26 protein-coding genes are annotated in these 24,344 nt (G+C 68.8%); 16 read left to right on the forward strand and 10 right to left on the reverse strand.

The window, feature by feature from the left end; translation table 11 throughout:
• Positions 1-92 precede the first annotated feature (92 nt).
• The 3 genes from AC3WRV_RS14050 to AC3WRV_RS14060 all read right to left on the reverse strand — a co-directional run bounded on the left by AC3WRV_RS14050 (position 93) and on the right by AC3WRV_RS14060 (position 4,498).
• Positions 93-1,772, reverse strand: coding sequence for a sensor histidine kinase (locus AC3WRV_RS14050; protein WP_291836513.1), 1,680 nt, complete (start codon positions 1,770-1,772; stop codon positions 93-95).
• Positions 1,773-1,845: 73 nt separating this feature from the next.
• Complete coding sequence (gene thiE / locus AC3WRV_RS14055; RefSeq protein ID WP_291836516.1) at positions 1,846-2,505, reverse strand: thiamine phosphate synthase; 660 nt, start codon at positions 2,503-2,505, stop codon at positions 1,846-1,848.
• Positions 2,506-2,536: 31 nt separating this feature from the next.
• The gene (locus AC3WRV_RS14060) at positions 2,537-4,498 is read right to left on the reverse strand and encodes a beta-propeller domain-containing protein (protein WP_492313742.1); all 1,962 of its coding nucleotides are present in this window, start codon (positions 4,496-4,498) and stop codon (positions 2,537-2,539) included.
• 134 nt (positions 4,499-4,632) lie between these two features.
• Here AC3WRV_RS14060 and AC3WRV_RS14065 point away from each other — a divergent pair, with 134 nt between their 5' ends.
• Together AC3WRV_RS14065 and bfr are read left to right on the forward strand one after the other, a co-directional pair.
• Positions 4,633-4,818: a (2Fe-2S)-binding protein gene (locus AC3WRV_RS14065; RefSeq protein ID WP_291836547.1), complete on the forward strand. Its 186-nt coding sequence runs from the start codon at positions 4,633-4,635 to the stop codon at positions 4,816-4,818.
• A 153-nt stretch (positions 4,819-4,971) separates the two neighbouring features.
• Entirely contained in the window at positions 4,972-5,472 is a 501-nt protein-coding gene (gene bfr / locus AC3WRV_RS14070) for a bacterioferritin (protein ID WP_291836522.1), read from the forward strand.
• Here the strand turns inward: bfr and AC3WRV_RS14075 are convergent.
• The gene (locus tag AC3WRV_RS14075; RefSeq protein WP_492313743.1) at positions 5,469-6,347 is read right to left on the reverse strand and encodes a CPBP family intramembrane glutamic endopeptidase; all 879 of its coding nucleotides are present in this window, start codon (positions 6,345-6,347) and stop codon (positions 5,469-5,471) included. The two genes, bfr and AC3WRV_RS14075, sit on opposite strands and share 4 nt — an antisense overlap.
• A gap of 134 nt (positions 6,348-6,481) precedes the next feature.
• On the opposite strand from AC3WRV_RS14075, the gene AC3WRV_RS14080 reads away from it, so the two are divergent.
• Positions 6,482-7,027, forward strand: a complete 546-nt coding sequence (locus AC3WRV_RS14080) for a tryptophan-rich sensory protein (RefSeq protein ID WP_291836528.1) — start codon at positions 6,482-6,484, stop codon at positions 7,025-7,027.
• Positions 7,028-7,029: 2 nt separating this feature from the next.
• Here AC3WRV_RS14080 and AC3WRV_RS14085 read toward each other — a convergent pair whose 3' ends face one another.
• Positions 7,030-7,404 carry a hypothetical protein gene (locus AC3WRV_RS14085; protein ID WP_291836531.1) on the reverse strand — a complete coding sequence of 125 codons (375 nt, stop codon included), beginning with the start codon at positions 7,402-7,404 and terminating at the stop codon, positions 7,030-7,032.
• Between the two features lie 157 nt (positions 7,405-7,561).
• Here AC3WRV_RS14085 and efp point away from each other — a divergent pair, with 157 nt between their 5' ends.
• Positions 7,562-8,131, forward strand: coding sequence for an elongation factor P (efp, locus tag AC3WRV_RS14090; RefSeq protein WP_291836533.1), 570 nt, complete (start codon positions 7,562-7,564; stop codon positions 8,129-8,131).
• 98 nt (positions 8,132-8,229) lie between these two features.
• Positions 8,230-9,036, forward strand: coding sequence for an inositol monophosphatase family protein (locus AC3WRV_RS14095; protein WP_492313744.1), 807 nt, complete (start codon positions 8,230-8,232; stop codon positions 9,034-9,036).
• On the opposite strand, the gene recN is transcribed toward AC3WRV_RS14095, so the two are convergent.
• Positions 9,033-10,733, reverse strand: coding sequence for a DNA repair protein RecN (recN, locus tag AC3WRV_RS14100; protein WP_492313745.1), 1,701 nt, complete (start codon positions 10,731-10,733; stop codon positions 9,033-9,035). The two genes, AC3WRV_RS14095 and recN, sit on opposite strands and share 4 nt — an antisense overlap.
• A gap of 143 nt (positions 10,734-10,876) precedes the next feature.
• On the reverse strand, positions 10,877-11,734 hold the full coding sequence (locus tag AC3WRV_RS14105; protein WP_492314085.1) for an outer membrane protein assembly factor BamD: 858 nt from the start codon (positions 11,732-11,734) through the stop codon (positions 10,877-10,879).
• A gap of 207 nt (positions 11,735-11,941) precedes the next feature.
• Between AC3WRV_RS14105 and AC3WRV_RS14110 the strand changes: the two genes are divergently transcribed.
• The 10 genes from AC3WRV_RS14110 to ychF all read left to right on the forward strand — a co-directional run bounded on the left by AC3WRV_RS14110 (position 11,942) and on the right by ychF (position 22,470).
• Complete coding sequence (locus AC3WRV_RS14110) at positions 11,942-12,874, forward strand: ribose-phosphate pyrophosphokinase (protein ID WP_492313746.1); 933 nt, start codon at positions 11,942-11,944, stop codon at positions 12,872-12,874.
• Between the two features lie 76 nt (positions 12,875-12,950).
• Positions 12,951-14,108, forward strand: a complete 1,158-nt coding sequence (locus AC3WRV_RS14115; protein ID WP_291835282.1) for a hypothetical protein — start codon at positions 12,951-12,953, stop codon at positions 14,106-14,108.
• A 162-nt stretch (positions 14,109-14,270) separates the two neighbouring features.
• Positions 14,271-15,350 carry a hypothetical protein gene (locus AC3WRV_RS14120; protein ID WP_492313747.1) on the forward strand — a complete coding sequence of 360 codons (1,080 nt, stop codon included), beginning with the start codon at positions 14,271-14,273 and terminating at the stop codon, positions 15,348-15,350.
• Between the two features lie 138 nt (positions 15,351-15,488).
• On the forward strand, positions 15,489-16,166 hold the full coding sequence (locus AC3WRV_RS14125; RefSeq protein WP_492313748.1) for a 50S ribosomal protein L25/general stress protein Ctc: 678 nt from the start codon (positions 15,489-15,491) through the stop codon (positions 16,164-16,166).
• 77 nt (positions 16,167-16,243) lie between these two features.
• On the forward strand, positions 16,244-16,864 hold the full coding sequence (pth, locus tag AC3WRV_RS14130; RefSeq protein ID WP_291835274.1) for an aminoacyl-tRNA hydrolase: 621 nt from the start codon (positions 16,244-16,246) through the stop codon (positions 16,862-16,864).
• A 41-nt stretch (positions 16,865-16,905) separates the two neighbouring features.
• A complete protein-coding gene (locus AC3WRV_RS14135; RefSeq protein ID WP_492313749.1) occupies positions 16,906-17,292 on the forward strand; it encodes a hypothetical protein in 387 nt (128 codons plus the stop codon).
• Between the two features lie 82 nt (positions 17,293-17,374).
• Positions 17,375-19,444: a TonB-dependent receptor family protein gene (locus tag AC3WRV_RS14140; protein ID WP_492313750.1), complete on the forward strand. Its 2,070-nt coding sequence runs from the start codon at positions 17,375-17,377 to the stop codon at positions 19,442-19,444.
• Between the two features lie 5 nt (positions 19,445-19,449).
• On the forward strand, positions 19,450-20,802 hold the full coding sequence (locus AC3WRV_RS14145; RefSeq protein WP_492313751.1) for a PepSY-associated TM helix domain-containing protein: 1,353 nt from the start codon (positions 19,450-19,452) through the stop codon (positions 20,800-20,802).
• A 14-nt stretch (positions 20,803-20,816) separates the two neighbouring features.
• On the forward strand, positions 20,817-21,296 hold the full coding sequence (locus tag AC3WRV_RS14150; RefSeq protein WP_291835264.1) for a copper chaperone PCu(A)C: 480 nt from the start codon (positions 20,817-20,819) through the stop codon (positions 21,294-21,296).
• A 79-nt stretch (positions 21,297-21,375) separates the two neighbouring features.
• Positions 21,376-22,470, forward strand: coding sequence for a redox-regulated ATPase YchF (gene ychF / locus AC3WRV_RS14155; RefSeq protein WP_492313752.1), 1,095 nt, complete (start codon positions 21,376-21,378; stop codon positions 22,468-22,470).
• Here the strand turns inward: ychF and AC3WRV_RS14160 are convergent, their stop codons facing one another.
• Complete coding sequence (locus AC3WRV_RS14160; protein ID WP_492313753.1) at positions 22,471-22,962, reverse strand: hypothetical protein; 492 nt, start codon at positions 22,960-22,962, stop codon at positions 22,471-22,473.
• Positions 22,963-23,090: 128 nt separating this feature from the next.
• Between AC3WRV_RS14160 and AC3WRV_RS14165 the strand changes: the two genes are divergently transcribed.
• A complete protein-coding gene (locus AC3WRV_RS14165; protein ID WP_291835285.1) occupies positions 23,091-23,354 on the forward strand; it encodes a hypothetical protein in 264 nt (87 codons plus the stop codon).
• 73 nt (positions 23,355-23,427) lie between these two features.
• On the opposite strand, the gene AC3WRV_RS14170 is transcribed toward AC3WRV_RS14165, so the two are convergent.
• Both AC3WRV_RS14170 and AC3WRV_RS14175 read right to left on the reverse strand, forming a co-directional pair.
• Positions 23,428-23,904 carry a porin family protein gene (locus AC3WRV_RS14170; protein ID WP_492313754.1) on the reverse strand — a complete coding sequence of 159 codons (477 nt, stop codon included), beginning with the start codon at positions 23,902-23,904 and terminating at the stop codon, positions 23,428-23,430.
• A 209-nt stretch (positions 23,905-24,113) separates the two neighbouring features.
• Positions 24,114-24,305 (reverse strand): hypothetical protein, encoded by a 192-nt coding sequence (locus AC3WRV_RS14175; protein WP_492313755.1) that lies wholly within the window; start codon positions 24,303-24,305, stop codon positions 24,114-24,116.
• Between the last annotated feature and the right edge of the window lie 39 nt (positions 24,306-24,344).

The following is a 24,344-nucleotide window of genomic DNA, read 5'->3' on the forward strand; positions in this document are numbered from 1 at the left end:
GCCCAAGCTGAGGCAAAGTCGATGCGCGTTCGGCCGCGCGTCGGAACGTCGCAAAGACCCAGTTTGCCGGTAGGAGATGGCCGTCGGCGCGATCAGGCCGCGGGCAGTTCGACCCAGAAGCAGGCGCCCTCGCCCGGGGTCGAGGTCACGCCGATTGAGCCGCCCTGCAGTTCGACCAGACGCTTGGCCAGGGCCAGGCCGATGCCGTGCCCCTCGACCGTCGAGCGTTCCAGGCCCAGCCGGTTGAAGGGCTCGAACAGCTGGGTCTGCTTCTCGGCCGTCAGGCCCGGACCATGGTCGATGACCTCGATGCGGACGCCGTCATGGATGCGGCTGGCGCGCAGGATAACCACCCCGCCGGACCCGCCGTACTTGACCGCGTTGGAGGTCAGGTTGCCGATCACCTGGACCAGGCGCTGGGAGTCGGCCAGGGCCACCAGGCCGTCGCCTTCGCTGACCAGATCGATGCGGATGCCCTGGGCTTCCGGACGCAGGGCCGTGGCGCGGCGGACGTCGTCCAGCACGCCAGGGACGTCGGTCGGCCGCAGCTCGACCTTCACGGCGCCGGATTCGGCGCGGGCGACGTCGAGCAGGTCGTGGGACAGGGCCTCGACCTGACGGGCGGTCTTGACCAGCATCTCGGCCATCTCGCCCTGGGTCGGGGTGACCGGACCCAGCTGGCCGGCGCGCCACAGTTCGCCGATGCCGATGATGCCGCCGACCGGGCTCTTGATCTCGTGCGCCACGTTGGCCAGCAGGCGAGACTTGGCCTCGGAGGCGCGCTCGGCGCGGACCTGGCCCGCCTTGGCGCGGTCGGACAGGCGATCGCGCTCCTCCAGCAGGGCCGCCACCAGCAGGATGGGCAGATAGCCGAACAGGACCAGCAGCTGGGCCATCATGGCCCGGTCCGCCCCATTGAAGGCGCTCACATAGGGGCCGTGCCCCAGCATGCTGCCGCCGATGGCCAGCACGCTGATGATCAGCAGGGCCGCCGTCACGCCGAGCAGCCGCAGGCGCACGGCGATGAGCAGAAGCAGCGGCAGGGTGACGAAGCTGATCGGCAGCGACTGCATGCCGAAGATCAGCATGTTCACGACCGTCAGCAGGCCCAGCAGGACCACCGCCTCCGTCGCCCGCGCCGGAGACCGCAAGCGCAGGACCTCCCGCTTGGTCAGGGCCAGGCCGAAGCTGCCGACCACGGCGATGCTGAGCGCATGCCCGAACCACCAGGTCTGGGCCGTCTCCAGGAAGTCGGCGCCGTTGATCCACCACAGCATGCCGCCGACCAGGGCCGCCGCCGGCAGCGGGGCCAGCACCGCGGCGCTGACCAGGAAGCGGCTGGCGCCCTCGACCGAAGCCAGGTTCAGTGTCGGGGCGAACCGGCGGGCCATCAGGACGGCGCAGTAGATGTCCATCATGTTCGCGACGGTGAACATGAGGGTGGTCTTGGTCGAATTGCCCGCCAGCAGGTTGCCCGCGGCCAGACCGCAGGCCAGCAGGCCGCCGAAGCAGGCGTCGTACAGCGGACCGCGCGAGGTGCGCAGCCAGACCGCGACCGCCAGGCCGCCGGCGCCCCAGAGGGCCGCGACCATGTCGGCGGTGCGGGCGAAGGTCAGGGCGATGATCGTCAGGACCATCACCGCCATGGCGGTGAAGATCGGCGCCAGGGGCTGGCCGATGCCGCTCGTCGCAGCCGCATCCACGGGGGCCGCGCGCGAACGCGTCGCGGTCTCCACCACAGGAACGGGCTGGGGATCGAGCACGCGGCTCATCGTCATAATCTGGTCCGGCAGGCGAAAAGTCTCACCGCTACCTAACCGGGCGCTTCCTAACATCCCCTGAAGGTCAGAAGGCCCCCGCAAGCACCTGATCAAGCTCACGAACCGCCGCCGCCGGACCATCGGGATGGCCCCAGACGGCCCCGCTGACGGCCACGAAATCCGCCCCGGCGCGGGCCAGGTCGGCGGCGTTGGCGGCCGTGATCCCGCCGATGGCGACGCAGGGCGTCTCCACCGTCTCCTGCCAGATGGTCAGGATCTCCGGCTCGGGCCGGTGCGCCGTTTCCTTGGTCGTGGTCGGGAAGAAGGCCCCGAAGGCGACGTAGTCGGCCCCCGCCTCGGCGGCCTCCATGGCCAGTTCGCGGCTGTCGTGGCAGGTCACGCCGATCATGGCGTCCGGCCCCATGGTCCGGCGCGCCTCGGCGTAGGAGGCGTCGCCCTGCCCCACATGCACCCCGTCGCAGCCCGAGCGGGCGGCGAGGTCGGGCCGGTCGTTCAGGATCACCGCCACGCCGCGCGCCGCGGCCACCGGCTTCAGCACGGCGACGGCGGCCAGGACGGCGGCGTCATCGACCTCCTTGAGCCGTATCTGCAGGGCCGCGACGGCGCCCGCGTCCAGCGCCTCGCCCAACGTCCTGGCGAAGGCGGGCAGGTCGGGGATCGCCGGCGGCGTGATCAGATACAGCGCACACGGCGGACGCGGCGGGGCGACGGGTTCTCTGGCCATGTCCGGGGAGTGCGACGAACCGGGCCCAAGGTCAATCGATGTAGTAGGGCCGCGGCCCCTCCGGCGGCGGCGGGGTCATGTCGATGCGGCGCACCTCGCGGATGCGGCCGTTCCGTTCGCGCCCCTCGATCACCTCATAGCCGAGCAGGGCGAAGATGCGGTCGCCGAGGAAGATCGGGCGCGCGTCGCCGTACCAGCCGTAGCAGGAGGCGATGCAGCCGTCGTCGATCCGGCCGTTCAGGGGCGCGGCGTCCAGCGAGCCGATCTCGCCCAGCCGCCCCAGGCCGTTGCGGCGAATGTAGGTGATGGTCTCTAGCGTCGCGCGCTCCTCCGTATCCGGGTCGACGGTGCCGGCCCCGGCGCGCGAGACCGGCAGGCCCAGCACTCCGGTCGAGCCGTCGGCGCTGGACGGGTCAGGCCGGTAGAAGAAAGCGTGGCTGCGGCTCTCGGTCTCCGCGGACCCCAGCATGACGTACTGGTCGCCGATGGTCGGGCGCGGCGTCTGCAGTTCGATTGTGGTGAAGAAGACGTCCTCCTCCCCCGAGACCACCAGGGCGTCGGGCCCCATCGCCTCGATCCGGTTGACCCGGCCCGGCACGCCCCAGATCAGGGTCGGTCCCGGAGCCAGCGGCGTCACGATCAGGCGGCTCTCGTAACGCGGCAGGTCCTCGGCGTACGGGAGGTCGCTGTAGACTTGGGCGGAATAGAGCAGGAAGTCGCCGACGAACCGGTTCTGCGCCCGCCCTTGCTGTCCGATCCCGGGCAGGATCCGGTAGTCGGAGAGATCCGCCTCGCCCTCGCCGGTCCCGAAGCGCGAGAAGGGCAGTTGCAGCAGCGCCGCGCCGCCCGCCACGGTCTCGGGCCGCCCCATCCCGTCGCCGTCGTTGTCGGCCACCACCAGCACATTGATGCGGCCCAACTCCGGCTGTTCGAGGAAGGAGAACTGGTCGATCGGCGCGCCCACCGTGGCCGCCGCCTGCGGACGGCCGCCGTCCAGCGGCATGCGATACAGCCAGCCGCGGGGCTGCTCCCCCTTCGGAAGCCCCCATCTCTCCTCAACCATCCAGACGTAGACCGCCGTCGGGGCGACATAGAAGCTGCGCGAGTCCGGCCCCAGCACCGCCGTCGCGCGGCAGCTCAGCTCGGGCGCGGACAGGGCGCAGCGGATGGTGGTGTGGAAGACGAGGCCGCGCGCCCCCTCATCCAGGCCCGGCGCGCGATAGACGTCGCCCACCGTGACGATGGGACGGCCCGGCATCGTCTCGTAGTCGTCGTCCTTGTCTTCCTGCCCCACGGCGTCGGGCGTCCAGCGGGTCAGGCGCGGCAGGTCCTTAAGCGGATCGCCGGTCGAGGGATCGACGGGCGAATAGACCACCAGCTGATCCCCCACGAGCCGCGAGGCGTAGTTGCGGGAGGAATAATAGTCGTCGGACGCCAGGTGGTGGCTGTCCTCGAAGGTCAGGTTTCCCGCCGCGTCCAGCCGGAAGCGATTGATCTCGGTCCCGCCGCGTCCGTAGCTGTAGCCGATGACGATGACGCGGTCGCCCGAGACCAGCATCTCGTCGTACCAGTCGTCCTCCCCATCGACGCCCGGCGGATAGGCGTCGATCCGGTCGACGAGCCGCAGCCGTCCCTGGCCGGTGTCGATGGCGAACAGACGCCCCCGGCGCAGGATGATCAGGGTGTCGCCGCGCGCCTTGACGATGTCGCCCTCGTCGACCCCGGCTTCCTGGTTGTTGGTGATGGACGGCGCGGTAATCCGCGATCCGGTGACGACGATATCCTCCACCTCGGTGTTGTCGGGACAGTCCGGATGCTCGGGCGGGCAGACCTCCTGCCCCGCCTCCTGCGGCGCATGGGCGTCGAGGAAGGCGCTGAGCTCGGCCATGGAGGTGAAGGCGGGAAGCCCCGGCCGGTCCGAGGCCGTCGCCGGCGCCGCGCTGAACAGCGCCGCGGCCGCGCCCAGAGCAGCGAACAGAGTCCTGATGGTCACGGCGCCCCTCCTGTCCCGAAGCCGATGTGATCAGAGAACCGGCGGTGCGGCAACGACGCACCCATGCGAACGACTTGCATTCGCCGCATTCCCGTTGCTATAGCGAACCATTCGCATTGAGTGGGTTCGCCTCCTTGTACGTCTGCAACTGCAACGGTCTTCGCAAACGTGACGTCGCCTCGGCCATCGAGGCGGGCGCGACGCGTCCGCGCGACGTCTTCATCAAGCATCAGTGCCAGGCCCAGTGCGCCAAATGCGTCTGCGAAATGCGCCAGATGATCCAGGAAACGCGGCAGGCCTTCGCCCTCGCTGCTGAGTAGCATTCTCAGCCGCGCTGCGGGCGATTTTTACTCGCAATTTCAATGTCGTGATAAGTGTTCGCAAGTGAACACAGGGCCTTCGTTCGTGTTATGAACGGCGGGAAATCAGGCGACTCCGGACTTGGAGCCGCCGCCGCTTGAAGGACCGAGGCCATGAAGGGCGACCCCGCGATCATCCGGACGCTGAACGCGATCCTGACCAACGAACTGACGGCCGTGAACCAGTATTTCCTGCACGCCCGCATGTTCGAAAGCTGGGGCCTGAAGCACCTGGGCCAGATCATCTACGACGAGAGCATCGGCGAGATGAAGCACGCCGACATGCTGATCAAGCGGGTGCTGTTCCTCGACGGCCTGCCCAACCTGCAGGACCTGCACAAGCTGAAGATCGGCGAGAGCGCCATCGAATGCCTGGGCGCCGACCTGCAGCTGGAGCTGGGTTCGCGCGACGTGGTCGTCGCCGCCGTCACCCAGTTCGAGGCCGCCAAGGACTACGTCAGCCGTGACCTGGTCATGCGCATCCTGGCCGACACCGAGGAGCACATCGACTTCCTGGAGGCCCAGCACAAGCTGATCGAACAGCTGGGCGAGCAGAACTACCTGCAATCGGCCATGACCGAGATCGCCCCGGACAAGAGCGCGACCGGGAACTAGAGGCCGGTCGCCAGCACGCCGCCCATATTCAACAGTGCGTGGACCCCGGAGATCAGCACGAGCGAGCCGGTTCGGAGCCAGAGCACGCCGAGCAACAGGCCAAACGCGATCTGCACCAGGAATCCCGGTGCGTAGTCGTGCGCCACCAGCTGGAGCAGCGTCCAGTCCGCGTGCATCACAGGCTCGGCGAGTTGTCCGGGAACGTGCATCAGTCCGAATGCGACGCTGGAGAGGAATACCGCCAGAAACCGCGACCCGGTCCGCTCCAGCAGCGCGGTCTGCAACAGGACCCTGAATACGATCTCCTCCAAGGTCGCAGCCAGGATCACGACGGGAACGACGAACAGAAGGCGACCCGGGGAGGGAATGGCGGGCTCGCCGGGCGCAGACGACCACGCCATCCAGCTCCAGGCTGCGGCGGCGCCGAGGCCGACCAAGCAGAGCAGCAACAGCGCAAACCTGCCGGGATGGGCCGAACGACTGGGCCATCTGACCCTCCCCGAGACAATGAACGCCGCCGGCACGAGCGTCATGGCCACGAAGAAATTAGCACGCAGGACGAGAGGGGCGGCGCGATCAAGCCGATCGAGGATCGCGTGGCCGACCAACATCACCGCGCTTATCGTGACGATCATCCACCCGATCGACCGAAGCTGATCCCGGTTCTCCATGCTCCAGTAGGTCGCCGAACCGCCGGCCGCCAAACGCAAGGCTAGAAAGCTCATGCCGAACACGAAGAGCGTGAAAACAAGAATGGTGAAATAGATCGCGATCGGGAACTCATCGCCGATGACGCCTGGTCGGGACACGATGGTCCAGTACGTCAGCGCCGCCAGGGCGAGGGCCAACAGTTGCGCCAATCCGCGCGACGTCATTCGCGTCTCCGAGCTCTACTCCCGGACGATAGAAGCTCTACGATTGGCCGCCAACCGTTAGAGCGTTCTCAGAGCGCCGGCGGAACCCGCCCCTTTGCCCGTCATTGTCGTTGGGCAGAACGGAACAAGGCAGCATGACCGACATCGACGACGTGATCGACGACGCCCGCGAAGCAGCTTCAGGCTTCCTGAACGCGGAGGGCCGCAACGCCTCGCACGTCCTGCTGGGCGTCGCGCTCACGGTCGGCTTCGCCCTGGCCGCCACCGCCTTCGCCAAGCGGACCATCCGCCCCCGCCCCGTACATCTGACGGAAACCGACGCGCCGATCACCGAGCGGCCGCGCGGCCCCCTGAGCCTGATCCTGCCCGCCGTCTTCTCGGCCACCACCCTGTCGGCGGTCCGGGTGTGGAATGCGCCCCGGGCGCCGGAGCGCAACCTGGCCATGGGCCTGTGGGCGGCGGCCCAGGCGCTGAACGCCGTCTGGATCGCCATGCGCCCGGCCAGCCGGGGCCTGCAGATCGCCGCCGCCATGTCGTCCGCCGGCATGGCCGCCGCCTTCGCCCACGAGGCGCGCAAGCTGGACGCGCGCGCCGGCAAGCTGGCCGCCCCGGTGGGCGGACAGGTGGCGCTGGCCAACATGGTGCAGAAGAAGGCCGACTCCAGGGCGACCCTCCACTAGCCTCAGTCGGCGGCGCAGAGGGTGTCGAGACCCTTCTTGATGGCGATCTTGACGATCAGGATCGCGATGGCCGAACCGACATTGATCAGGGCCAGCAGGGCCGTGGCGGCCTGCTCGATCCACGCCTTGTTGTCCTCGCTGTAGGCCTCATAGGCCTCGCAGACGACGGATTTCACCGTCGGCCAGATCCGGTTGAAGTAGTTCATCCCGGCTTGGATGAAGTTGGGCCACGAGAAGTCCAGCGAGGCCGCCTGCAGGCTCTTGAGCGACGCGGATTCACCTTCGCTGCCCATGACCGCAAGCCCCAGCTGGCCGAGCAGATCCTCTTCGCTGGTGCTTTGCAGCGTGGCGAAATCTTCCTGAGTCAAGCTGACCATAGCACCCTCCCATAACGGCGATTTTCAATTCCTATGGTTGCTTAACCAAGTCAATACAACTTTTTATGCCCACCTTGCCGGATGACGCGGCTTCCTTTAGGGACTGCGCCCGCTCGCGCGCGCCGCAAGGGCTGCGCCTCAACCCCTCCGAGACATCATGGCCAAGATTAACGGCAACACCATCAAGCCCGGCATGGTCCTGCAAGTGAACGGCGGCCTGTGGGTCGTCACCAAGGCCAGCCACGTCAAGCCGGGCAAGGGCGGCGCCTTCGCCAACGTCGAGGCCAAGAACCTCGAGACCGGCAACAAGCTGAACGAACGTTTCCGTTCGGAAGACAAGGTCGAGCGCGTCACGCTGGAGCAGCGCGACTTCTCCTACCTGTTCGACAACGGCGACAGCCTGGTCTTCATGAACGACGAAAACTACGAGCAGATCGAACTGCAGAAGGACTGGGTCGGCGAAGACCGTATCCCTTACCTGCAGGAAGGCATGAAGGTCGTCATCGAGCTGCACGAAGAGCGCCCGATCGGCCTGTCGCTGCCCGACCAGGTCAATCTGGAAGTCGTCGAGACCGAGCCCACCGTGAAGGGCCAGACCGCCTCGTCGTCCTACAAGCCCGCCATCGCCAACAACGGCGTGCGCATCATGATCCCGCCGTACATGGGCGTCGGCGAAAAGATCGTCGTCGACACCACGACCGGCGAATACGTCCGCCGCGCGGACTGAGTTTTCATCGGCTCCGTCCGGGGCCGATCAGCGTTTGAACTTCTCCGCATGTCCGGGCCAGAGCGCCTTTTCAGGACATGCGGACCAGGAGATTCCCGATGGCCCTCGCCTCCGCCCTGCTCACCGTCATGATGGACGCGGTCCGCAAGACCGCCCGCCCGATGCTGCGCGACTTCGGTGAAGTCAGCCAGCTGCAGGTGTCCCGCAAGGGCCCCGGCGACTTCGTCAGCGCCGCCGACATCAAGGCCGAAGAGACCCTGTTCGAACTGCTGACCAAGGCCCGGCCGGGCTACGGCTTCCTCGGCGAGGAACGCGGCATGATCGAGGGCTCGGACAAGTCGCACCGCTGGATCGTCGATCCGATCGACGGCACCACCAACTTCCTGCACGCCATGCCCCACTTCGCCATCACGGTGGGGCTGGAGCGCTACGCCCCGGACGGCTCGTCCGAGATCGTGGCGGGCGTGACCTACAACCCGGTCATGAACGAGATGTTCTGGGCCGAGAAGGGCAAGGGCTGCTACCTGAACGACGGGCGCATCCGCGTCGCGGGTCGCCGCGACCTGTCAGAAAGCCTGATCGCCACCGGCCTGCCCTTCATCGGCAAGACCGGCCACGCCCAGGCCATCAAGGACATCCACGCCGTCGGCCAGCGCGTCGCGGGCATCCGCCGCCTCGGCTCGGCCGCCCTGGACTTCGCCTGGGTCGCCGCGGGCCGGTACGACGCGTATTATGAGCGCAATCTGAACCCGTGGGACGTGGCGGCGGGCATCCTGTTCGTCACCGAGGCGGGCGGCATCGTCACCTCGATCGACATCGACGGCGATCCCAAGAACGGCAAGCAGGTCCTGGCCGGCAACACCGACATCCACGGCGCGCTGCGCAAGGTGCTGCAGGCCAGCTAGCCGATCAGCGCCCGCGCCGCGCCGCGCGCTTCATCCGTGATGGTGGCGCCGGAGAGCATGCGGGCGATCTCCTCCAGCCGCTGATCCTCGTCCAGCGTGTCGACCGTGGTGGCCGTCAGGCCGTTGTGGTCGGACTTGCGCACCTTCCAGTGGGCGTGGCCGCGCGCGGCGACCTGCGGGCTGTGGGTGACGACCAGCACCTGGGCGCCCTGGGACAGACGCTGCAGCCGCGTACCCACGGCCTCGGCCACGGCGCCGCCGACGCCCTGATCAACCTCGTCGAAGATCATCACGGGCTGGCGCTGGTCCTCACGCCCCGCCAGCGCCGCCTTCATGGCCAGGGCGAAGCGGGCCAGCTCGCCGCCCGACGCGATGGCGTCCAACGGACCGAAGGCGGTCCCGGCGTTGGTGGCGATCTCGAAGCGGACGGTCTCGACGCCCAGCGGACCGCGGCGACCGTCGGCCACCGGCTCGAAGGCGACGCGGAAACGGGCGCGCTCCAGCTTCAGCGGACCCAGCTCCCCCATTACGGCGGCGGTCAGGCGCTCGGCGGCGGCTTCCCGCGCCGAGGTCAGGAAGGTCGCGGCCAGGTCATAGGCCTCGCGCGCGGCCGACGCCTCGCGTTCGGCGGCGGTGATGGCGTCGGCCCCGTCCTCGATCAGGCGCAGCTGCTCGCGGAAGCGCTCGCGCAGCACGGGCAGCATCTCGACCGAGGTGTTCAGCTTGCGGGCCGCGGCGCGCAGGGCGAACAGCCGCTCTTCCGTCTTGTCCAGCCGGCCGGGCTCGACGTCGAAGGCGTTGGCCGCGGCGTCGACGCAGGCCAGGGCCTCCTCCGCCTCCACCAGCGTCCGGTCGATGGCCTCGGCGGCGGCGGTCAGCTTGACCAGCAGGGGGTGGTCGCCCTCGGCGCCCGACTGGGTGGCGCGGGTGCGGGCGTGCTCGACCGCGCGCAGGGCGGCGGACAGATTGCGCGACAGCTTGTCCCCGCCCAGCGAGGCGCGGGCGTCGGTCAGGTCGGCCATGGCCTTCTCGGCGGCGCCCAGCAGGGCGCGCTCCCCAGCCAGTTCGGTCTCCTCGTCGGCCCGGGGGTCCAGGGCGTCGAGGTCGGCGAGGTTGAGGGTCAGCTCTTCCGCATGGGCGGCGGCGTCGGCGGCGGCGGCCTTCAGATCCGCGACCCTGCGCTCGGCGGTCTTCAGCGCGTCGGCGGCGGCGGCTACGGCGTCCAACTGCGGCTGCAGGCCGCCATAGTTGTCCAGCAGGGCCCGGTGGGTCTTCCAGTCCAGCAGACCGACGGTCTCATGCTGCCCGTGGACCTCGACCAGGGCCTGGCCGATCTCGCGCAGGGCGGCGACGCCGGCGGGCTGGTCGTTGACGAAGGCGCGGCTGCGGCCGTCCGCGGCGACGATGCGGCGCAGGATCAGCTCCTCGCCCGGCGTCACGTCGAAGCCCCGGTCGGCGATCAGGGCGATCAGGGCCGGGTCGTCCGGAGCGGTGAAGACGGCGGTGGCGCTGGCCTGCTTGGCCCCGGCGCGCACCAGGCCCGCGTCGCCGCGTGCGCCCAGGGCCAGTCCCAGCGCGTCCAGGATGATCGACTTGCCCGCCCCGGTCTCGCCGGTCAGCACGGTCAGGCCGTCGCGGACATCGAGGTCCAGCACGTCCACCAGCACGATGTCGCGGATCGAAAGCGCGGTCAGCACGGCAGGCTCCCCGAAAGAAGCGAACGGCCGGAAACGCGGTCAGGAAGCTGGAGCAAGGCGAATCGTTTTCTCAGGCGACGCCGGAGAATGCGGAGCAACCGCCTCCCGGGACAACCCGGGAATAGCGGAACAAAGCGAAAACGTCAGCCCGGGATCAGGCGACGCAGCCAGCTTTCGCGCGGACCGGTCGGGGCGGCGTCCGGACGGGCGCCTTCCTCGGACAGCAGGGCGTAGGCTTCGGCGTACCAGGGGCTGCCCGGATAGTTGAAGCCCAGCACCGAACCGTTGCGCATGGCCTCGTCCTTCAGGCCGAGCTGCAGGTTGACCTCGACCAGGCGGTACAGGGCTTCCGGCGCGTGCGAGGTGCGCTGGAAGGATTGGTTGTCGATGACGGTCTTGTAGCGGTTGATGGCCGCCAGCGGCTGGTTGGCGCGCTGATAGTAGCGGCCGATGGCCATTTCCTTGCCGGCCAGCTGGTCGTTGACCATGTCGATCTTGACCGTGGCGTCGATTGCGTAGGACGTGCCCGGATAGCGGCGGGCGACATCGCGCAGGCCGTCCAGCGCCGCCTGGGCGTAGCCCTGGTCGCGGCCCACGTCGGTGATCTGCTCGAAGTTGCAGATGGCCTTCATGTAGAAGGCGTAGGGCGCGCTGGGATTGCCCGGGAACAGGGCGATGAAGCGGTCGGCGGCGGCGATCGCCTCCTGGTAGTGATCGTCCTGATAATACGCGTAGATCTGCATCAGGATCGCGCGGCGCGACCATTCCGAATACGGGTGCTGACGCTCCACTTCCTGGAAGTAGTCGATCGCGTCGGCCCAGCGGCGCGCCTGCAGGCGCGTATAGCCGGTGTTGTAGAGCGCCTCGACCGGGCGCTCCTCATAGGCCAGGCGCGGACGGGCTCCGCCGCGATTACAGGCCGAAACGGCCAGGACCGACAAGGCAACGGCCGAGAGAACAAGGCCGGTGCGAATCTTCGAAGCAGGCAAGGACGACCTCAACATGACAGGCCGGCGGGCGCTCACCCGTCGGCGCCCCCGGAATTCAGACGCGATCTCTACACCAGCGGATCGATGCGCGCCAATGCGACGCGAACGGGCGAGAAATTCGTCCGCGCGCCTTGTGGCTGAGCCGTCCCCTGATATGTAGCGCGCCAGCGCAACGGCGGCATTGTCAGCCGGGCGATGACGGCGAAAGGATGACCGGACATGAAGCTGCTCTCTGGCAACTCCAACCGGACGCTGTCCCAGGCGATCGCGACCCACCTCGACATGCCCCTGACCAAGGCCCAGGTGAAGCGGTTCGCCGACAACGAGGTCTTCGCCGTCATCGAAGAGAACGTCCGCGGCGAGGACGTCTTCATCATCCAGTCGACCAGCTATCCGGCCAACGACAACCTGATGGAGCTGCTGATCCTCACCGACGCCCTGGTGCGGGCCTCGGCGAAGCGCATCACGGCGGTCGTCCCCTACTTCGGCTATGCCCGGCAGGACCGGAAGACCGGCGGCCGCACGCCGATCTCGGCCAAGCTGGTGGCCAATATGATCACCCGCGCGGGCGCCGACCGGGTCCTGACCATGGACCTGCACGCCGGCCAGATTCAGGGCTTCTTCGACATCCCGACCGACAACCTGGTCGCCACGCCGGTGCTGGCCCAGGACATCAAGGACCGCTACACGCGCGGCAATCTGATGATCGTCTCGCCCGACGTCGGCGGCGTGGTGCGCGCCCGTTCGCTGGCCGAGCGCCTGAACGTCGACCTGGCCATCGTCGACAAGCGCCGTCCCAAGGCGGGCGAGAGCGAGGTCATGAACATCATCGGCGACGTGGCGGGGCGCGAATGCATCCTGTTCGACGACATCGTCGATTCGGGCGGCACCCTGGTGAACGCCGCCAAGGCGCTGATCGAAAAGGGCGCAACCGAAGTCTCGGCCTACATCAGCCACGGCGTGCTGTCGGGTCCGGCGGTCCAGCGCGTGGCCGACGGTCCGCTGAAGGAGCTGGTGATCACCGATTCGATCGAGCAGCCGGACGAGGTCCTGAACTGCTCCAAGATCCGCCGCGTGTCGGTCGCGCCGCTGATCGGCGAGGCCATCCGGCGCATCGCCAACGAGGAATCGGTGTCGAAACTCTTCGACTGATCGAGGGAACGTCCACGGTCTCGCCCCATTAGCGCCTGAGACTTCGACGCGGGGCGTCGTTTTCGAAGGAGAATTGATGGGTTCGCTCGTCCAGCGCCGCGGCCTCGCCGTGGCCGCACTCGCCGTCGCCGCCCTGCTGGCCGGCTGCGCATCGCAGAACGCCGCCGAGAAGGCCGCCGAGATCGAGGCCGCGCGGCAGGCGGCCGAACTGGCCGCGCGCACCCCGCCGCCGATCAGCCTGAACCAGAGCGTCGCCGAGGCCGCGTCTGTCTATGTCGCCTTCAGCCGCGAGATGGCCGCCATCGAGGGCGGCTTCCAGGACCCCGAGGCGATCCAGGCCGCGATCCGCCGCGGATCGGCCTATGACCCCGCCCAGCTGTCGCGCGGTCTGGTGGCCTACGCCTCGATCATCGCGCTGCAGTCGCCGGAGTTCGTGCAGGGGGTGCGCCAGTACGCCGTCGACCGCGCCACCCGCGAGCAGTTGGCCGCCAACCTCGCCGCCGATCCGCGCTGGGCCTTGAACCTTCCGGGCGCCGACGCCGCGGCGGGCCTGATCGTGACCACCCTGCGCGCTGACATCACCAGCCTGAACCGGGCCGCGGATTCGATCGAGAATGACGCCTACGCCATTCAGGCGGACTCCCGCCGCTCCTGGGCCGTCGCCCAGGTTGTGGGCCGTGACAGCCGGCTGGCGGACGCCAAGGCGCGCTCGACCCAGACCATGCTGCCCTCCGCGCCCGAGGCCGCCCGCCTGCTGGCCGCCGCGCACAGCGGGTCGGGACTGGGCGTCTCCGGCAACCGGCGGCGCGATCCGCCCTATCCGCCGGTCGTGGAGCGGGCCCTGGCCATCGCCGCCCTGGCGGCCCTGGGCGAGGCGGCGGACGCCGCGCGGACGGATCCGCTGCAGAACGATCCGGTCAGCCAGACCTGCCTGACGGAGTCCAAGCTGAACCTGTTCCAGTGCCTGGCGGCCTCCCGTCCCAGCTATGAGGACGTCTTCTGTCTCGGGCGGCACATCGTGCGGGACATCGCCACCTGCACGCGCGGAGCGGCCATGCCCGCCGGCTCCGTCATCGTATCGCCCCTGAGCGTCGCCGACCCGGAGCCGCCGCGCATCACCGTGTCGCCCCTGTCCGATCCGCCGGCCGCGCCCCCGGTCCGCACGCCCGCTCAGCCGGCCCCGACATCGACGCCGCAGACCGCCACCGAACGCCTCAATACAGGGCCGGGATAAACTCCCGAGCGAGGAGAATCATCTCCTTGTGATGGCGGACTTCCTGCAACGCTGGGATTAACGCTCGGCGAACCCTTTTCGCCGCGATATATGTACCAGTCAGTCGTCTGCGCCCTGCCGGATGGGCGCCGTGGGTCGGGGTTTTTCATGTTCAAGGGTCAAATGCGCCGCGGGCTCGCGCTCGCCGCCGTCGCCGCCGCAGCCGTGCTTGCGGGTTGCGCCACCGACGAACCGGTCGCTCCCCCGCCTCCGCCCCCTCCGCCGCCCCCGCCGCCGGCCCTGTCGATGAACGAGGGCGTGGCCCAGGCCGCCTCCATCTATGTCTCGTTCATGCGCGACGTCGGCACCATTCCGCCCGGCGGCTTCACCGACGCGGAAGCCATCCAGGCCGCCATCCGCAAGGGCGCCGCCTATGAGCCGGCCCAGCTGTCGCGCGGCATGATCGCCTACGGCTCGATCCTGGCGCTGCAGTCGCCCGAGTTCGTGCAGGGCGTGCGCACCTACGCCGTCGATCCCGCCGTCCGCCAGGAGCTGATCGCCCGCATCATCGCCGATCCGGCCACCGCCGCGACCCTGCCGGGCGCCGATGCCGCCGCAGGCCTGATCGTCAGCACCCTGAGCCGCGACGTCGCCGCCATGCTGGTCATCGCCGAGGGCGTCGAGGGCGACGCCTACACGATCCAGGAACGCCGCGACCCTCGCCGCCGCTGGGCCACCACCCACATTCCGAACCGCGAAGTCCGCCTGCAGAGCGCCAAGACCCTGTCGGCGGCCCAGATGCTGCCGTCGTCCGAAGAATCGGCCCGCCTGTTCGCCGCCGCCAACTCGGGCAGCGGCCTGGGCGTGACCACCAACCGCTCGGGCCCGCCCTACACCCCGGCGGTGGTCCGTTCGCTGGCCCTGGCCGCCCTGGCCGCCCTGGGCGCCGGCGGCGAGGATTCGCGCGCCAACACCGAGGCCATGACCGTCGACCAGAACAGCGAGTTCTGCCTCAACATGTCCAAACTGATGCTGTTCCAGTGCCTTGCGGCCTCGCGACCCAGCTATGAGGACATGTTCTGCGTCGGCCGCCACATCGCCCGCGACCTGTCGACCTGCACCGCCCAGAACATCACGCCGATCCCGGCTGAGCTGACCCCGACCGCCGTCGCGGGGGCCGACGGACCGGTCCAGTCGCCCGTCGCCGCGGAGGCCGCCGCGGCCTCCACCTCGGCCACGGCGGCGCTGAACAGCGGTCGTTGAGTCGATCAGGGCGCGACAGCGGTTGCGTCCTCCGGCGCTAGCGTGTAATAGCCCGCGCTCTTGAATTCGAGGGTTCATGACCCCCGCCGCGCGGGCCCCGGTTGGCGCGGCGTTTCTGTTTCTGTTGAGGCGAGCCAGATGGCCGAGATCATTCTGAACGTGGACGTCCGCGACGGCGTCGGCACCGGCGGCGCCCGCGCCGCCCGTCGCGCCGGCATGGTGCCCGGCATCCTGTACGGCGGCGACAAAGCCCCCGTCGCCATCTCGGTGAACGAGAAGGACTTCCGCAAGTCCCTCTACACCGGCAAGCTGCTGGGCCACCTGGTGACCCTGAAGTACGGCAAGGAAACCCAGCCGGTCATCGCCCGTGACGTGCAGTTCGACCCGGTGTCGGACCGCCCGCTGCACTTCGACCTGATGCGCGTCGATGAAAATCAGACCATCAAGATCGAAATCCAGGTCCGTTTCATCAACGAAGACCAGTGCGCGGCCTTCCGTCAGGGCGGCTCGCTGGAAATCGTCCGTCACTCGGTCGAAGTGAAGGTTCCGGCGAACCACATCCCGGAAGACCTGATCGTCGATCTGGCCGGCCACAAGCTGGGCGACACCATCCGCTGGTCGGACCTGAAGGTCCCCTCCGACGTCGAGCCGACCATCGCCGACCGCGACTTCGTGATCGCTTCGATCAAGACGTCGTCGGCCGCCATCTCGGCCGCCGCTGACGAAGCCCACGACGCCGAAGTTGCCGCCGAGGCCGAAGTTGAAGCGACCGAGCAATCGGGCGACGCAGCTGAAGGCGAAACGACCGAAGGCTGATCGCCCTTCGATCGACTGTTTCTGGAGCGGCCCCTTCCGGTTACGGATGGGGCCGTTTCCTTGTCTGGACCTGAGCCATGATCATCGTCGCCGGCCTGGGCAACCCGGGCCCGAAATACGAGAAGAATCGCCACAACATCGGCTTCATGGCCGCCGACGAGATCGCGCGCCGCTGGTCGTTCGGTCCCGAGCGGGCCAAATTCCAGTCGGTGATCCGCGAAGGCGAGGTCGCCACCGCCGCCGGGCCGGTGAAGGTGCTTCTGATGAAGCCCCAGACCTATATGAACGAAAGCGGCCGGGCCGTCGGCGAGGCCGCGCGCTTCTACAAGATCAAGCCCGGCGAGGTCATCGTCTTCCATGACGAGATCGACCTGGCGCCGGGCCGTTTCCGCATGAAGACCGGCGGCGGTGCGGCGGGCCAGAACGGCGTGCGCAGCCTGATCAGCCACCTGGGCGCCGACTTCCGCCGCGCCCGCATGGGGGTGGGCCACCCGGGCGAGAGCCACCTGGTCATGCCGCATGTGCTGGGCGACTTCGCCAAGGCCGACCAGCCGTGGCTGGAAGCCATGCTGAACGCCTGCGCCGACGCCCTGCCCTTTGCCCTGGCCGGCGACGACGAACGCTATCAGGGCGAGGTCATGCGCCTGGCCCCCGCCCCCAAATTCAGCCCGCGCCAGACGGCGCAGAAGGGCGAATAGCCGCGCTTCCCGTCGGCCGTCTTCACGGCTATGGACCGCGCGTGACCCGTCCGCAGACCGAATCCTGGTCGATCTGGCGTTCGCTGGCCCTGATGGCCGCGACGTTCGCCATCGTGCTCGGTTCCCTGCTGCCCTACGCCGCCATGGCGGCGGCGCGGCCGGGCGAGACGCTGGTGCTCTGCTCCAGCGACGGACCGCAGACGATCAGCGTCGGCGCCGACGGCCGGCCGGACCGCTCGGTCCCGCCGCCGAAATGCGCCGCCTGCGTCATGGCCGTCGCCGCGGTCCTGCCGACACCGCCGGCGCCCCAGCCCTGCGCCACGCCCGCCGTCACCCCGGGGTCCACCTTCACGGCCCTGATCGCCAGCCCGCCGCCCCCCGCGCGCGCGCCGCCGCGACCGCCCTCGACCGCCCCTCCCCTCGCCTGAAGCAGACCCGGCGCTGACCCGCGCCTGACCCCGCACGCCGTCCGGCGGCGCGGGCCTTTCTCTGTTTCAGGATCGAATTCCCATGTCCCTTCGGACCACTGCGGCGCCCTGCGCCCTGCTGCTCGCGGCCCTCGCCGCGCCCGCCTTCGCCCATGCCTCCGAGCCCGCCGGGCCGGAAGACCCCACCACCCTCGACACCGTCATCGTCACCGCCCGACGCAATCCCGAAGATCCCGTCGTGGTGGCCGAGGCCCGTGATCGCCTGTCGCGCACGCCCGGCGCCGTAGCCGTGGTCTCGGCCGAGAGCTACGCCAACCGCTTCGCCCAGACCTTCGCCGACACCCTGCGCAACGTGCCCGGCGTGCTGGCGCAGAAGCGCTATGGCGAGGAAGCCCGCCTGTCGATCCGGGGCTCGGGCCTCGCCCAAGGCTTCCACCAGCGCGGCGTGCTGTTCGCCCAGGACGGCGTGCCCTTCGCGGACGCCGACGGCTTCTCCGACTTCCAGGGCGTGGATCCGCTGAGCGCCCGCTACATCGAGATCTACAAGGGGGCCAACACCCTGCGCTTCGGCGGAGCCCAGCTGGGCGGGGCGATCAACCAGATCACGCCGACCGGCCGCACCGCCGTGGACGACACCGTGCTGCAGCTGGAAGGCGGGTCATTCGACAGCCTGAGGGGCAGCGTGCAGCTGGCCCGCACGTCCGGCGACTGGGACGTGTTCGCGGCCGCTTCGGCGATGGAATCGGACGGCTACCGCGATCACAGCGAACAGAGCCAGGCCCGCCTGACCCTGAACGTGGGCCGGACGTTCGGCGAGGACCGGCAAGTGCGGCTGATCTACCAGGCGGCCGACATCAAGCAGGACATCCCGGGGTCGCTGTCGCTCGCCGACGCCCTGACCCGCCCCGAGATGGCCAACCCCGGCGCGATCAGCGGCGATCAGGCCCGCGACCTGACGCTGAAGCGGCTGACGTTGCAGACCCGCTGGCGGCTAAACGATTCGACCGTGTTCGAAGGCGCTGTCTGGGGCTGGGAGAAGGAGCTGTGGCACCCGATCTTCCAGGTGCTGAACACCAATAGCGAGACCGTCGGCCTGTTCGGACGCTTCGACTGGACCGGTCAGGTGGGCGGCCTGCGCGCCGACCTGTTCTATGGCCTGAGCTATCGCGATGGTGAGATCGACAGCCAGCGCTACCTAAACATCGGCGGCCAGGCGGGCGCCCTGACCGCCGACAACCTGCAGAAGGCGACGGGACTGGACGTCTTCGCCGAAGGCCGGCTGTTCGTGACCGACCGGCTGGCGCTGGTGGCGGGCGGCTCGTTCGGCCGGGCCACGCGCGACTACTCGGATCGCGTCAACGCCGCCAACAACGACGACATCGACTACGACTGGTTCTCGCCTCGCCTGGGCCTGCTGTGGGAGACCGAGGACGGCGCCCAGGTGTTCGCCAATGTGACCCGGTCGGTCGAGCCTCCGACCTATGGCGCGCTCGTTCAGGCGCCGCTCGTCGGCTTCACGCCGGTGAAGGTGCAGGACGCCTGGACCGCCGAGATCGGCACGCGCGGCCGTCATGGCGCCCTGGCCTGGGACGTGACCGTCTATCGCAGCGAGATCGAAGGCGAACTGCTGAACTTCATCACCGGCCCTGGTATTCCGGCCGCGACCTTCAACGCCGGCGAGACCGTGCACCAGGGGATCGAAGCCGGACTGGACTGGCGCCTGCCGACCGGGCCGGCGCAGGGTTCGCTGCTGGTGCGCCAGACCTATGCCTGGAACGACTTCCGCTTCGTGGATGACGCGCGCTGGGGCGACAACCGCCTGCCGGTCGCGCCGGAACACGCCTATCGGGCCGAGCTGGCCTGGCGGCATCCATCCGGCCTGTCGCTGACTCCGTCGGTCGAATGGCGGATCAGCGACGCCTGGGTCGACTACGCCAATACGATGAAGGCGCCCGGCTATACGCTGCTGGGGCTGAACGCGAGCTGGGAGGTAAAGGACGGGCTGACCGTGTTCGCGGACGCCCGCAACCTGACGGACGAGCGGCACGTGAACGAGTTCTCGGCCATCACCGACGCCCGCACCGCCTCGACCGTCGTGTTCAATCCCGGCGAGGGGCGCGCGGTCTTCGTCGGCCTGCGCGTGGCCCTGTGAGTCCGATGACCGAGATTCAGACCCCGTCCGCCACGCCCCTGTCCGGCGCCTACCGCGCCGTCTGGCGCTGGCATTTCTATGCAGGCGTGCTGGTCATGCCCTTCCTCATGCTGCTGGCCGTGACCGGCGGCCTCTACCTGTTCAAGGACGAGATCGACGGAGCCGTCTATCGGCGGATGGCCGAGGTGACGCCCGCCGCGGCCCGCGCCGCGCCGGACGCCTGGCTGGCGGCGGCCGCGACGGCCGGCGAGGGACGCGCGGCCAACATCCTGATGCCCGCGCGGCCCGATCAGGCGGTCCGCGTCCGCGTCGATCAGGCCGACGGAACTCAAAAGACTGTCTTCGTCGACCCCTACAGCGCCCGGGTCACCGGCGTGACCGCGTACGGCGGCGTCATGGAGACCATAAAGGGGCTGCATTCCCTCAGCCTGTTCGGGACCGGGATGAACATCCTGGTGGAGATCGTCGCCGGTTGGGCCATCGTGCTGTTCGCCACCGGTCTGTACCTGTGGTGGCCACGCGGACGCAGGGTGGCCACCGTTGTCCTTACAGCGACGGACGCCCGACGCCGTCCCTTCTGGCGAGACCTGCACGCCCTGATCGGCTTCTATGTCGGCGGGGTCATCCTGTTCCTGGCGGTGACCGGCATGCCCTGGTCCGCTGTCTGGGGCGACCGCTTCCTGAACATCGTGCGTGAGAGCGGACTGGGCCGTCCCGCCGCGCCAGCCGCAGCCAGCGCCTGGAGCCACGCCAAGCCCCACGACACGCCCACCGGCGTAGGCTGGACTATGGAGCACGCCGTCCTGCACGGCCAAGTCGCCCATGACCCCAGTCTGGCGCGCGTGCTGTCGGTGGCGCAGTCAAACGAGCTGCCCCTGCCCTACACCGTCAACATCCCGGCCACCCCGGACCTCGCCTGGACGGTGGCGCGTCAGACCCGCAAGGCCGAGGAGGCTCGCACCCTTTACGTCGACGGCCAGACCGGCGCCGTGAAGGCCGACATCCGTTGGAGCCAGTTCGGCGTGGGGGCCAAGGCGTTCGAATGGGGCATCGCGGTCCATCAGGGCCAGCAGTACGGCCAGCTCAACCGGATCATCATGCTGGCCGGCTGCATCGGGGTCTGGCTGCTGGCCGTCAGCGGCCTGCTGATGTGGTGGAAGCGCCGTCCGCCGCGCCTGTCGCGGGGCCTGATCGGCGCGCCCCCGGTCCCGGACGGCCCGCGCCTGCGCGTCGCGGTTCTCGCCATCGTTCTCCCGCTTTGCCTTCTCTATCCCCTGACCGGAGCCAGCCTGATCGTCGCCCTGGCGACCGACCGGTTGATCCGCAGCCTTTTCCGTTCCAGACCTGCCGCCGCCTGAGAGACATCCGACCCATGAACCGCACCCTGATCCCCATCGCCGCCTTCGCCCTGCTGGCCGCCTGTTCGAACGAGCCCAAGCCTGTCCCGGCGGGTGAACAGAGCGCCGTCGCCGTGACCGACGCCGTCTGCCGCCCGACGCCCGCCGGCCGCAAGATGACCGGCTGCTACCTGACGCTCACCGCCGGGGCCGACGACCGGCTGCTCAGCATCGCCACCCCCGTCGCCGGGCGCGTGGAGATCCACGAGAGCAAGATCGAAAGCAATATGATGATGATGCGCGAGCTGAAGGAGGGCCTGCCCCTCCCGGCCCGGCAGGTGGTCGAGCTGAAGCCCGGCGGCAACCACATCATGCTGCTGGCCGTCGAAAACCCCCTCGTCGCGGGCCAGACCGTGCCCCTGACCCTGACCTTCGCCTCGGCCCCTCCGGTCGTGGTGCAGGCCGCCGTCGGTCAGCCGAAGACCACCGAGGACGACGTCTACGCCGCCCACTAGAGCCGTTCGACGCGCGCGAGCCTGACAAACGGGTCCGGACCCGCTAAAGGCTCGCGCTCATTGAAAGCTGCTGAGACCCATGGCCCTTAAAGTCGCGATCGTCGGCCTGCCCAACGTCGGCAAGTCCACCCTGTTCAACGCCCTGACCAAGACGGCGGCGGCCCAGGCGGCCAACTACCCGTTCTGCACCATCGAGCCGAACACCGGCGACGTGGCCGTGCCCGAGCCGCGCCTGGAGGCCCTGGCCGCCATCGCCGGGTCGAAAGAGATCATCCCGTCGCGGATCACCTTCGTGGACATCGCCGGCCTGGTGCGCGGCGCGTCCAAGGGCGAGGGCCTGGGCAACCAATTCCTGGCCAACATTCGGGATTGCGACGCCGTGGCCTTCGTGGCCCGCTGCTTCATCGACGACGACATCACCCACGTCGAAAACCGCATCGATCCGATCTCGGACCTCGACATCATCGAGACCGAATTGATGCTGGCCGACCTCGAAAGCCTCGAGAAGCGAGTCGTCAACGTCGAGAAGAAGGCCAAGGGCGGCGACAAGGACTCCCAGCAGACCCTGCGCCTGATCAACATGGCGCTGGAGCCCCTGCGCGCCGGCAAGCCGGCCCGCGTGGTCAAGGTCGACAAGGAGGACGAGAAGGCGTGGCACATGCTGCAGCTGCTGACCTCCCTGCCCGCCCTGTACGTCTCCAACGTCGACGAAGGCTCGGCCGACAAGGGCAATGAGCTGTCCGACCTGGTCGCCAAGCGCGCCGCCGAGGACAACGCCAACGCCGTCGTCATCTCGGCCAAGATCGATTCCGAACTGGCCGTCCTCGACCCCGAGGAGCAGGCCGAGTTTCTGGAAAGCCTGGGCCTAGCCGAGCCGGGCCTGAACCGCCTGATCCGCGAGGCCTACAAGCTGCTGGGCCTGCAGTCCTACTTCACCGTCGGTCCCAAGGAAGCCCGCGCCTGGACGATCCACGTGGGCGACACCGCCCCGCAGGCCGCCGGCGTGATCCACACCGACTTCGAAAAGGGCTTCATCCGCGCCGAGACCATCGCCTACGAGGACTTCGTCGCGCTGAAGGGTGAAGCCAAGGCCCGCGAGGCCGGCAAGCTGCGGGCGGAAGGCAAGGCCTATGTCGTCAAGGACGGCGACGTGATGAACTTCCTGTTCAACTGATCAGCCGGCCGGCTGGCCTTCGTCGACGACGGGGGCCGCCGGGCAGCGCCTGAGCAACAGCACCGCCTCGTTCCGGTTCAGCCAGGTCAGGCGCAGCACATCATCCTGCACCGACAGGCGCACGCGCTCGCGCGAGGCCCCGCCCTCGGCCTGGCAGGCCAGGGTGACCTCGTAGCCGTCCACCACCTGGTCCAGCGAGGTGATGGCGCAACTGTTCTCATAGCCTTCGAACCGCAGCGGCGTGAGGAGGACGGGCTGGTGTGCGCCGCTGGTGTTGGCGCACCAGGCCAGGTTCCCGGCCCAGCGGCCGACGAAGCTGGCCGGTCCGGCTCCAGGCATGACCGTGCCGACCCCGGGCGGCTTCGGGGCGGGCGGAGCGGCCTCGGGCGTGGCGATCGGCGCGGCCGGTTCGGTGGGCGGATTGACGGTCTGGCGATCACAGGCGGCGATCAGCAGGACGGCGGCGAAGGCCGGGATCAGAGCTCGGGTCATGACGGAAGAACGCCGTGCGCCCACAGGGGCTCCCCCGCTCGCCCTGATCACGAATTCGCGGTCACGCTTGCATCCCACGCAGGTTTTTGCGACCGGTTCGCCAGTGTTGAGAACAAGGGGTGTCCCGCATGGCTCAGAACACCAATCCCTGGAGCAAGGCCGTCGATCCGCTGGCCCTGGATATCGCCGCGGTGCTCAAGCGCATGGGCGGTTCGGCTCACCAGCAGGACGTGGTCCAGTGCGTGGCCGCCATGAAGCGACAGCGCGGCGAGACCGTCGCCCAGGACCTGGCCTCCAAGATCGTCGAGGCGTTCGAACGCTACCGCGACCTCTTCTTCCGTCCGTTCGGCGAAGGCTCGATGCGCTGGGCCCTGCAGCCCGGCGTCGCCTGACCCCTGTCAGGGACCACGAAAAAGGCCCGCGGCTTGCGCCGCGGGCCTTTCGTCTTTTCAGGACCTAGTCGTCTTAGAAGCGACGAACGTAGCCGAGGCCCCAGGTGTCGGCTTCGATGCCGTCACGGCCGCGGAAGTCCCGACGGGTCCAGTCGGCGCGGACGCCGTTCTGGCCGTCGAAGAAGTAGTTGGCGCCGGCGCCGTAGTTGACGCTCTCGGTGCTGTTCGACCCCGAGAGGCCGGCCGCCGAGGTCTTCAGTTCGGTGGTGCCGTAGCCGAGACGGCCGAAGAGCTCGAAATTCTCGGTCACCGGCAGGGTCGCCACGCCATAGGCGGCGGCGTCATAGCGGTGCTCGACCTTGCCCGGGATGGCGCCGAAGTTGACGTCGTCATCCTTGACGCCGACCGACAGCTCGGCCTCGGCCCCGAAGTAGCGGCTCAGCTTGGCGCCGCCGCGCGCGGTGATCGCGCCCAGGGTCGCGCCGTCGGCGTCGATGCCCGTGTAACCGATCGACCCTTGATACTGAGGATTCGAAATGCTTTGCGCCATAGCGGGCGCCGAAATCAGAGTAAGAGCAGCGGTTGCGAGAAGAAAGTTACGCATAGTTTATGTATCCTCTAGATGCGGTGACTTCTGCGGTCACCGGCCCCATCCAGCGAGGATACAAATGGGGTCAGAACGGTCGAGTTCCAGACCGCAAACGCGACTTGCCAACGACTGTGGACCAACAGGCACAGACGTCGTTCTACTAAAAATGACTAAATATTGGCGATTCCAAGGACGCCGAGCCACATCAGCAGGACGGCAACCGTCGCGACGGCCAGCCGCCCCAGCCGGCCGATCGCCGAGGCGCGGAAGCTGAACGCAAGACAGATCAAGGCCACCGGCGTGCCGATCAATCCCCAAGCCAGTCCATCTATCGCTGTCTCGGCATTGCCGGTCTCAGCCACCCGAATGCAATAGCCGCCCACGGGCGCGATAACCGCAGC

This window comes from Brevundimonas sp. EU05-FHT14B11 (genome assembly GCF_058790835.1).

What these genes read in the sequence shown, in the direction of transcription:
- AC3WRV_RS14050 (WP_291836513.1), bottom strand. Translation starts at nt 1,772, where the DNA reads ATGAGCCGCGTGCTCGATCCCCAGCCCGTTCCTGTGGTGGAGACCGCG.
- thiE (WP_291836516.1), bottom strand. Translation starts at nt 2,505, where the DNA reads ATGGCCAGAGAACCCGTCGCCCCGCCGCGTCCGCCGTGTGCGCTGTAT.
- bfr (WP_291836522.1), top strand. Translation starts at nt 4,972, where the DNA reads ATGAAGGGCGACCCCGCGATCATCCGGACGCTGAACGCGATCCTGACC.
- AC3WRV_RS14075 (WP_492313743.1), bottom strand. Translation starts at nt 6,347, where the DNA reads ATGACGTCGCGCGGATTGGCGCAACTGTTGGCCCTCGCCCTGGCGGCG.
- AC3WRV_RS14080 (WP_291836528.1), top strand. Translation starts at nt 6,482, where the DNA reads ATGACCGACATCGACGACGTGATCGACGACGCCCGCGAAGCAGCTTCA.
- AC3WRV_RS14085 (WP_291836531.1), bottom strand. Translation starts at nt 7,404, where the DNA reads ATGGTCAGCTTGACTCAGGAAGATTTCGCCACGCTGCAAAGCACCAGC.
- efp (WP_291836533.1), top strand. Translation starts at nt 7,562, where the DNA reads ATGGCCAAGATTAACGGCAACACCATCAAGCCCGGCATGGTCCTGCAA.
- AC3WRV_RS14095 (WP_492313744.1), top strand. Translation starts at nt 8,230, where the DNA reads ATGGCCCTCGCCTCCGCCCTGCTCACCGTCATGATGGACGCGGTCCGC.
- AC3WRV_RS14110 (WP_492313746.1), top strand. Translation starts at nt 11,942, where the DNA reads ATGAAGCTGCTCTCTGGCAACTCCAACCGGACGCTGTCCCAGGCGATC.
- AC3WRV_RS14115 (WP_291835282.1), top strand. Translation starts at nt 12,951, where the DNA reads ATGGGTTCGCTCGTCCAGCGCCGCGGCCTCGCCGTGGCCGCACTCGCC.
- AC3WRV_RS14120 (WP_492313747.1), top strand. Translation starts at nt 14,271, where the DNA reads ATGCGCCGCGGGCTCGCGCTCGCCGCCGTCGCCGCCGCAGCCGTGCTT.
- AC3WRV_RS14125 (WP_492313748.1), top strand. Translation starts at nt 15,489, where the DNA reads ATGGCCGAGATCATTCTGAACGTGGACGTCCGCGACGGCGTCGGCACC.
- pth (WP_291835274.1), top strand. Translation starts at nt 16,244, where the DNA reads ATGATCATCGTCGCCGGCCTGGGCAACCCGGGCCCGAAATACGAGAAG.
- AC3WRV_RS14140 (WP_492313750.1), top strand. Translation starts at nt 17,375, where the DNA reads ATGTCCCTTCGGACCACTGCGGCGCCCTGCGCCCTGCTGCTCGCGGCC.
- AC3WRV_RS14145 (WP_492313751.1), top strand. Translation starts at nt 19,450, where the DNA reads ATGACCGAGATTCAGACCCCGTCCGCCACGCCCCTGTCCGGCGCCTAC.
- AC3WRV_RS14150 (WP_291835264.1), top strand. Translation starts at nt 20,817, where the DNA reads ATGAACCGCACCCTGATCCCCATCGCCGCCTTCGCCCTGCTGGCCGCC.
- ychF (WP_492313752.1), top strand. Translation starts at nt 21,376, where the DNA reads ATGGCCCTTAAAGTCGCGATCGTCGGCCTGCCCAACGTCGGCAAGTCC.
- AC3WRV_RS14160 (WP_492313753.1), bottom strand. Translation starts at nt 22,962, where the DNA reads ATGACCCGAGCTCTGATCCCGGCCTTCGCCGCCGTCCTGCTGATCGCC.
- AC3WRV_RS14165 (WP_291835285.1), top strand. Translation starts at nt 23,091, where the DNA reads ATGGCTCAGAACACCAATCCCTGGAGCAAGGCCGTCGATCCGCTGGCC.
- AC3WRV_RS14170 (WP_492313754.1), bottom strand. Translation starts at nt 23,904, where the DNA reads ATGGCGCAAAGCATTTCGAATCCTCAGTATCAAGGGTCGATCGGTTAC.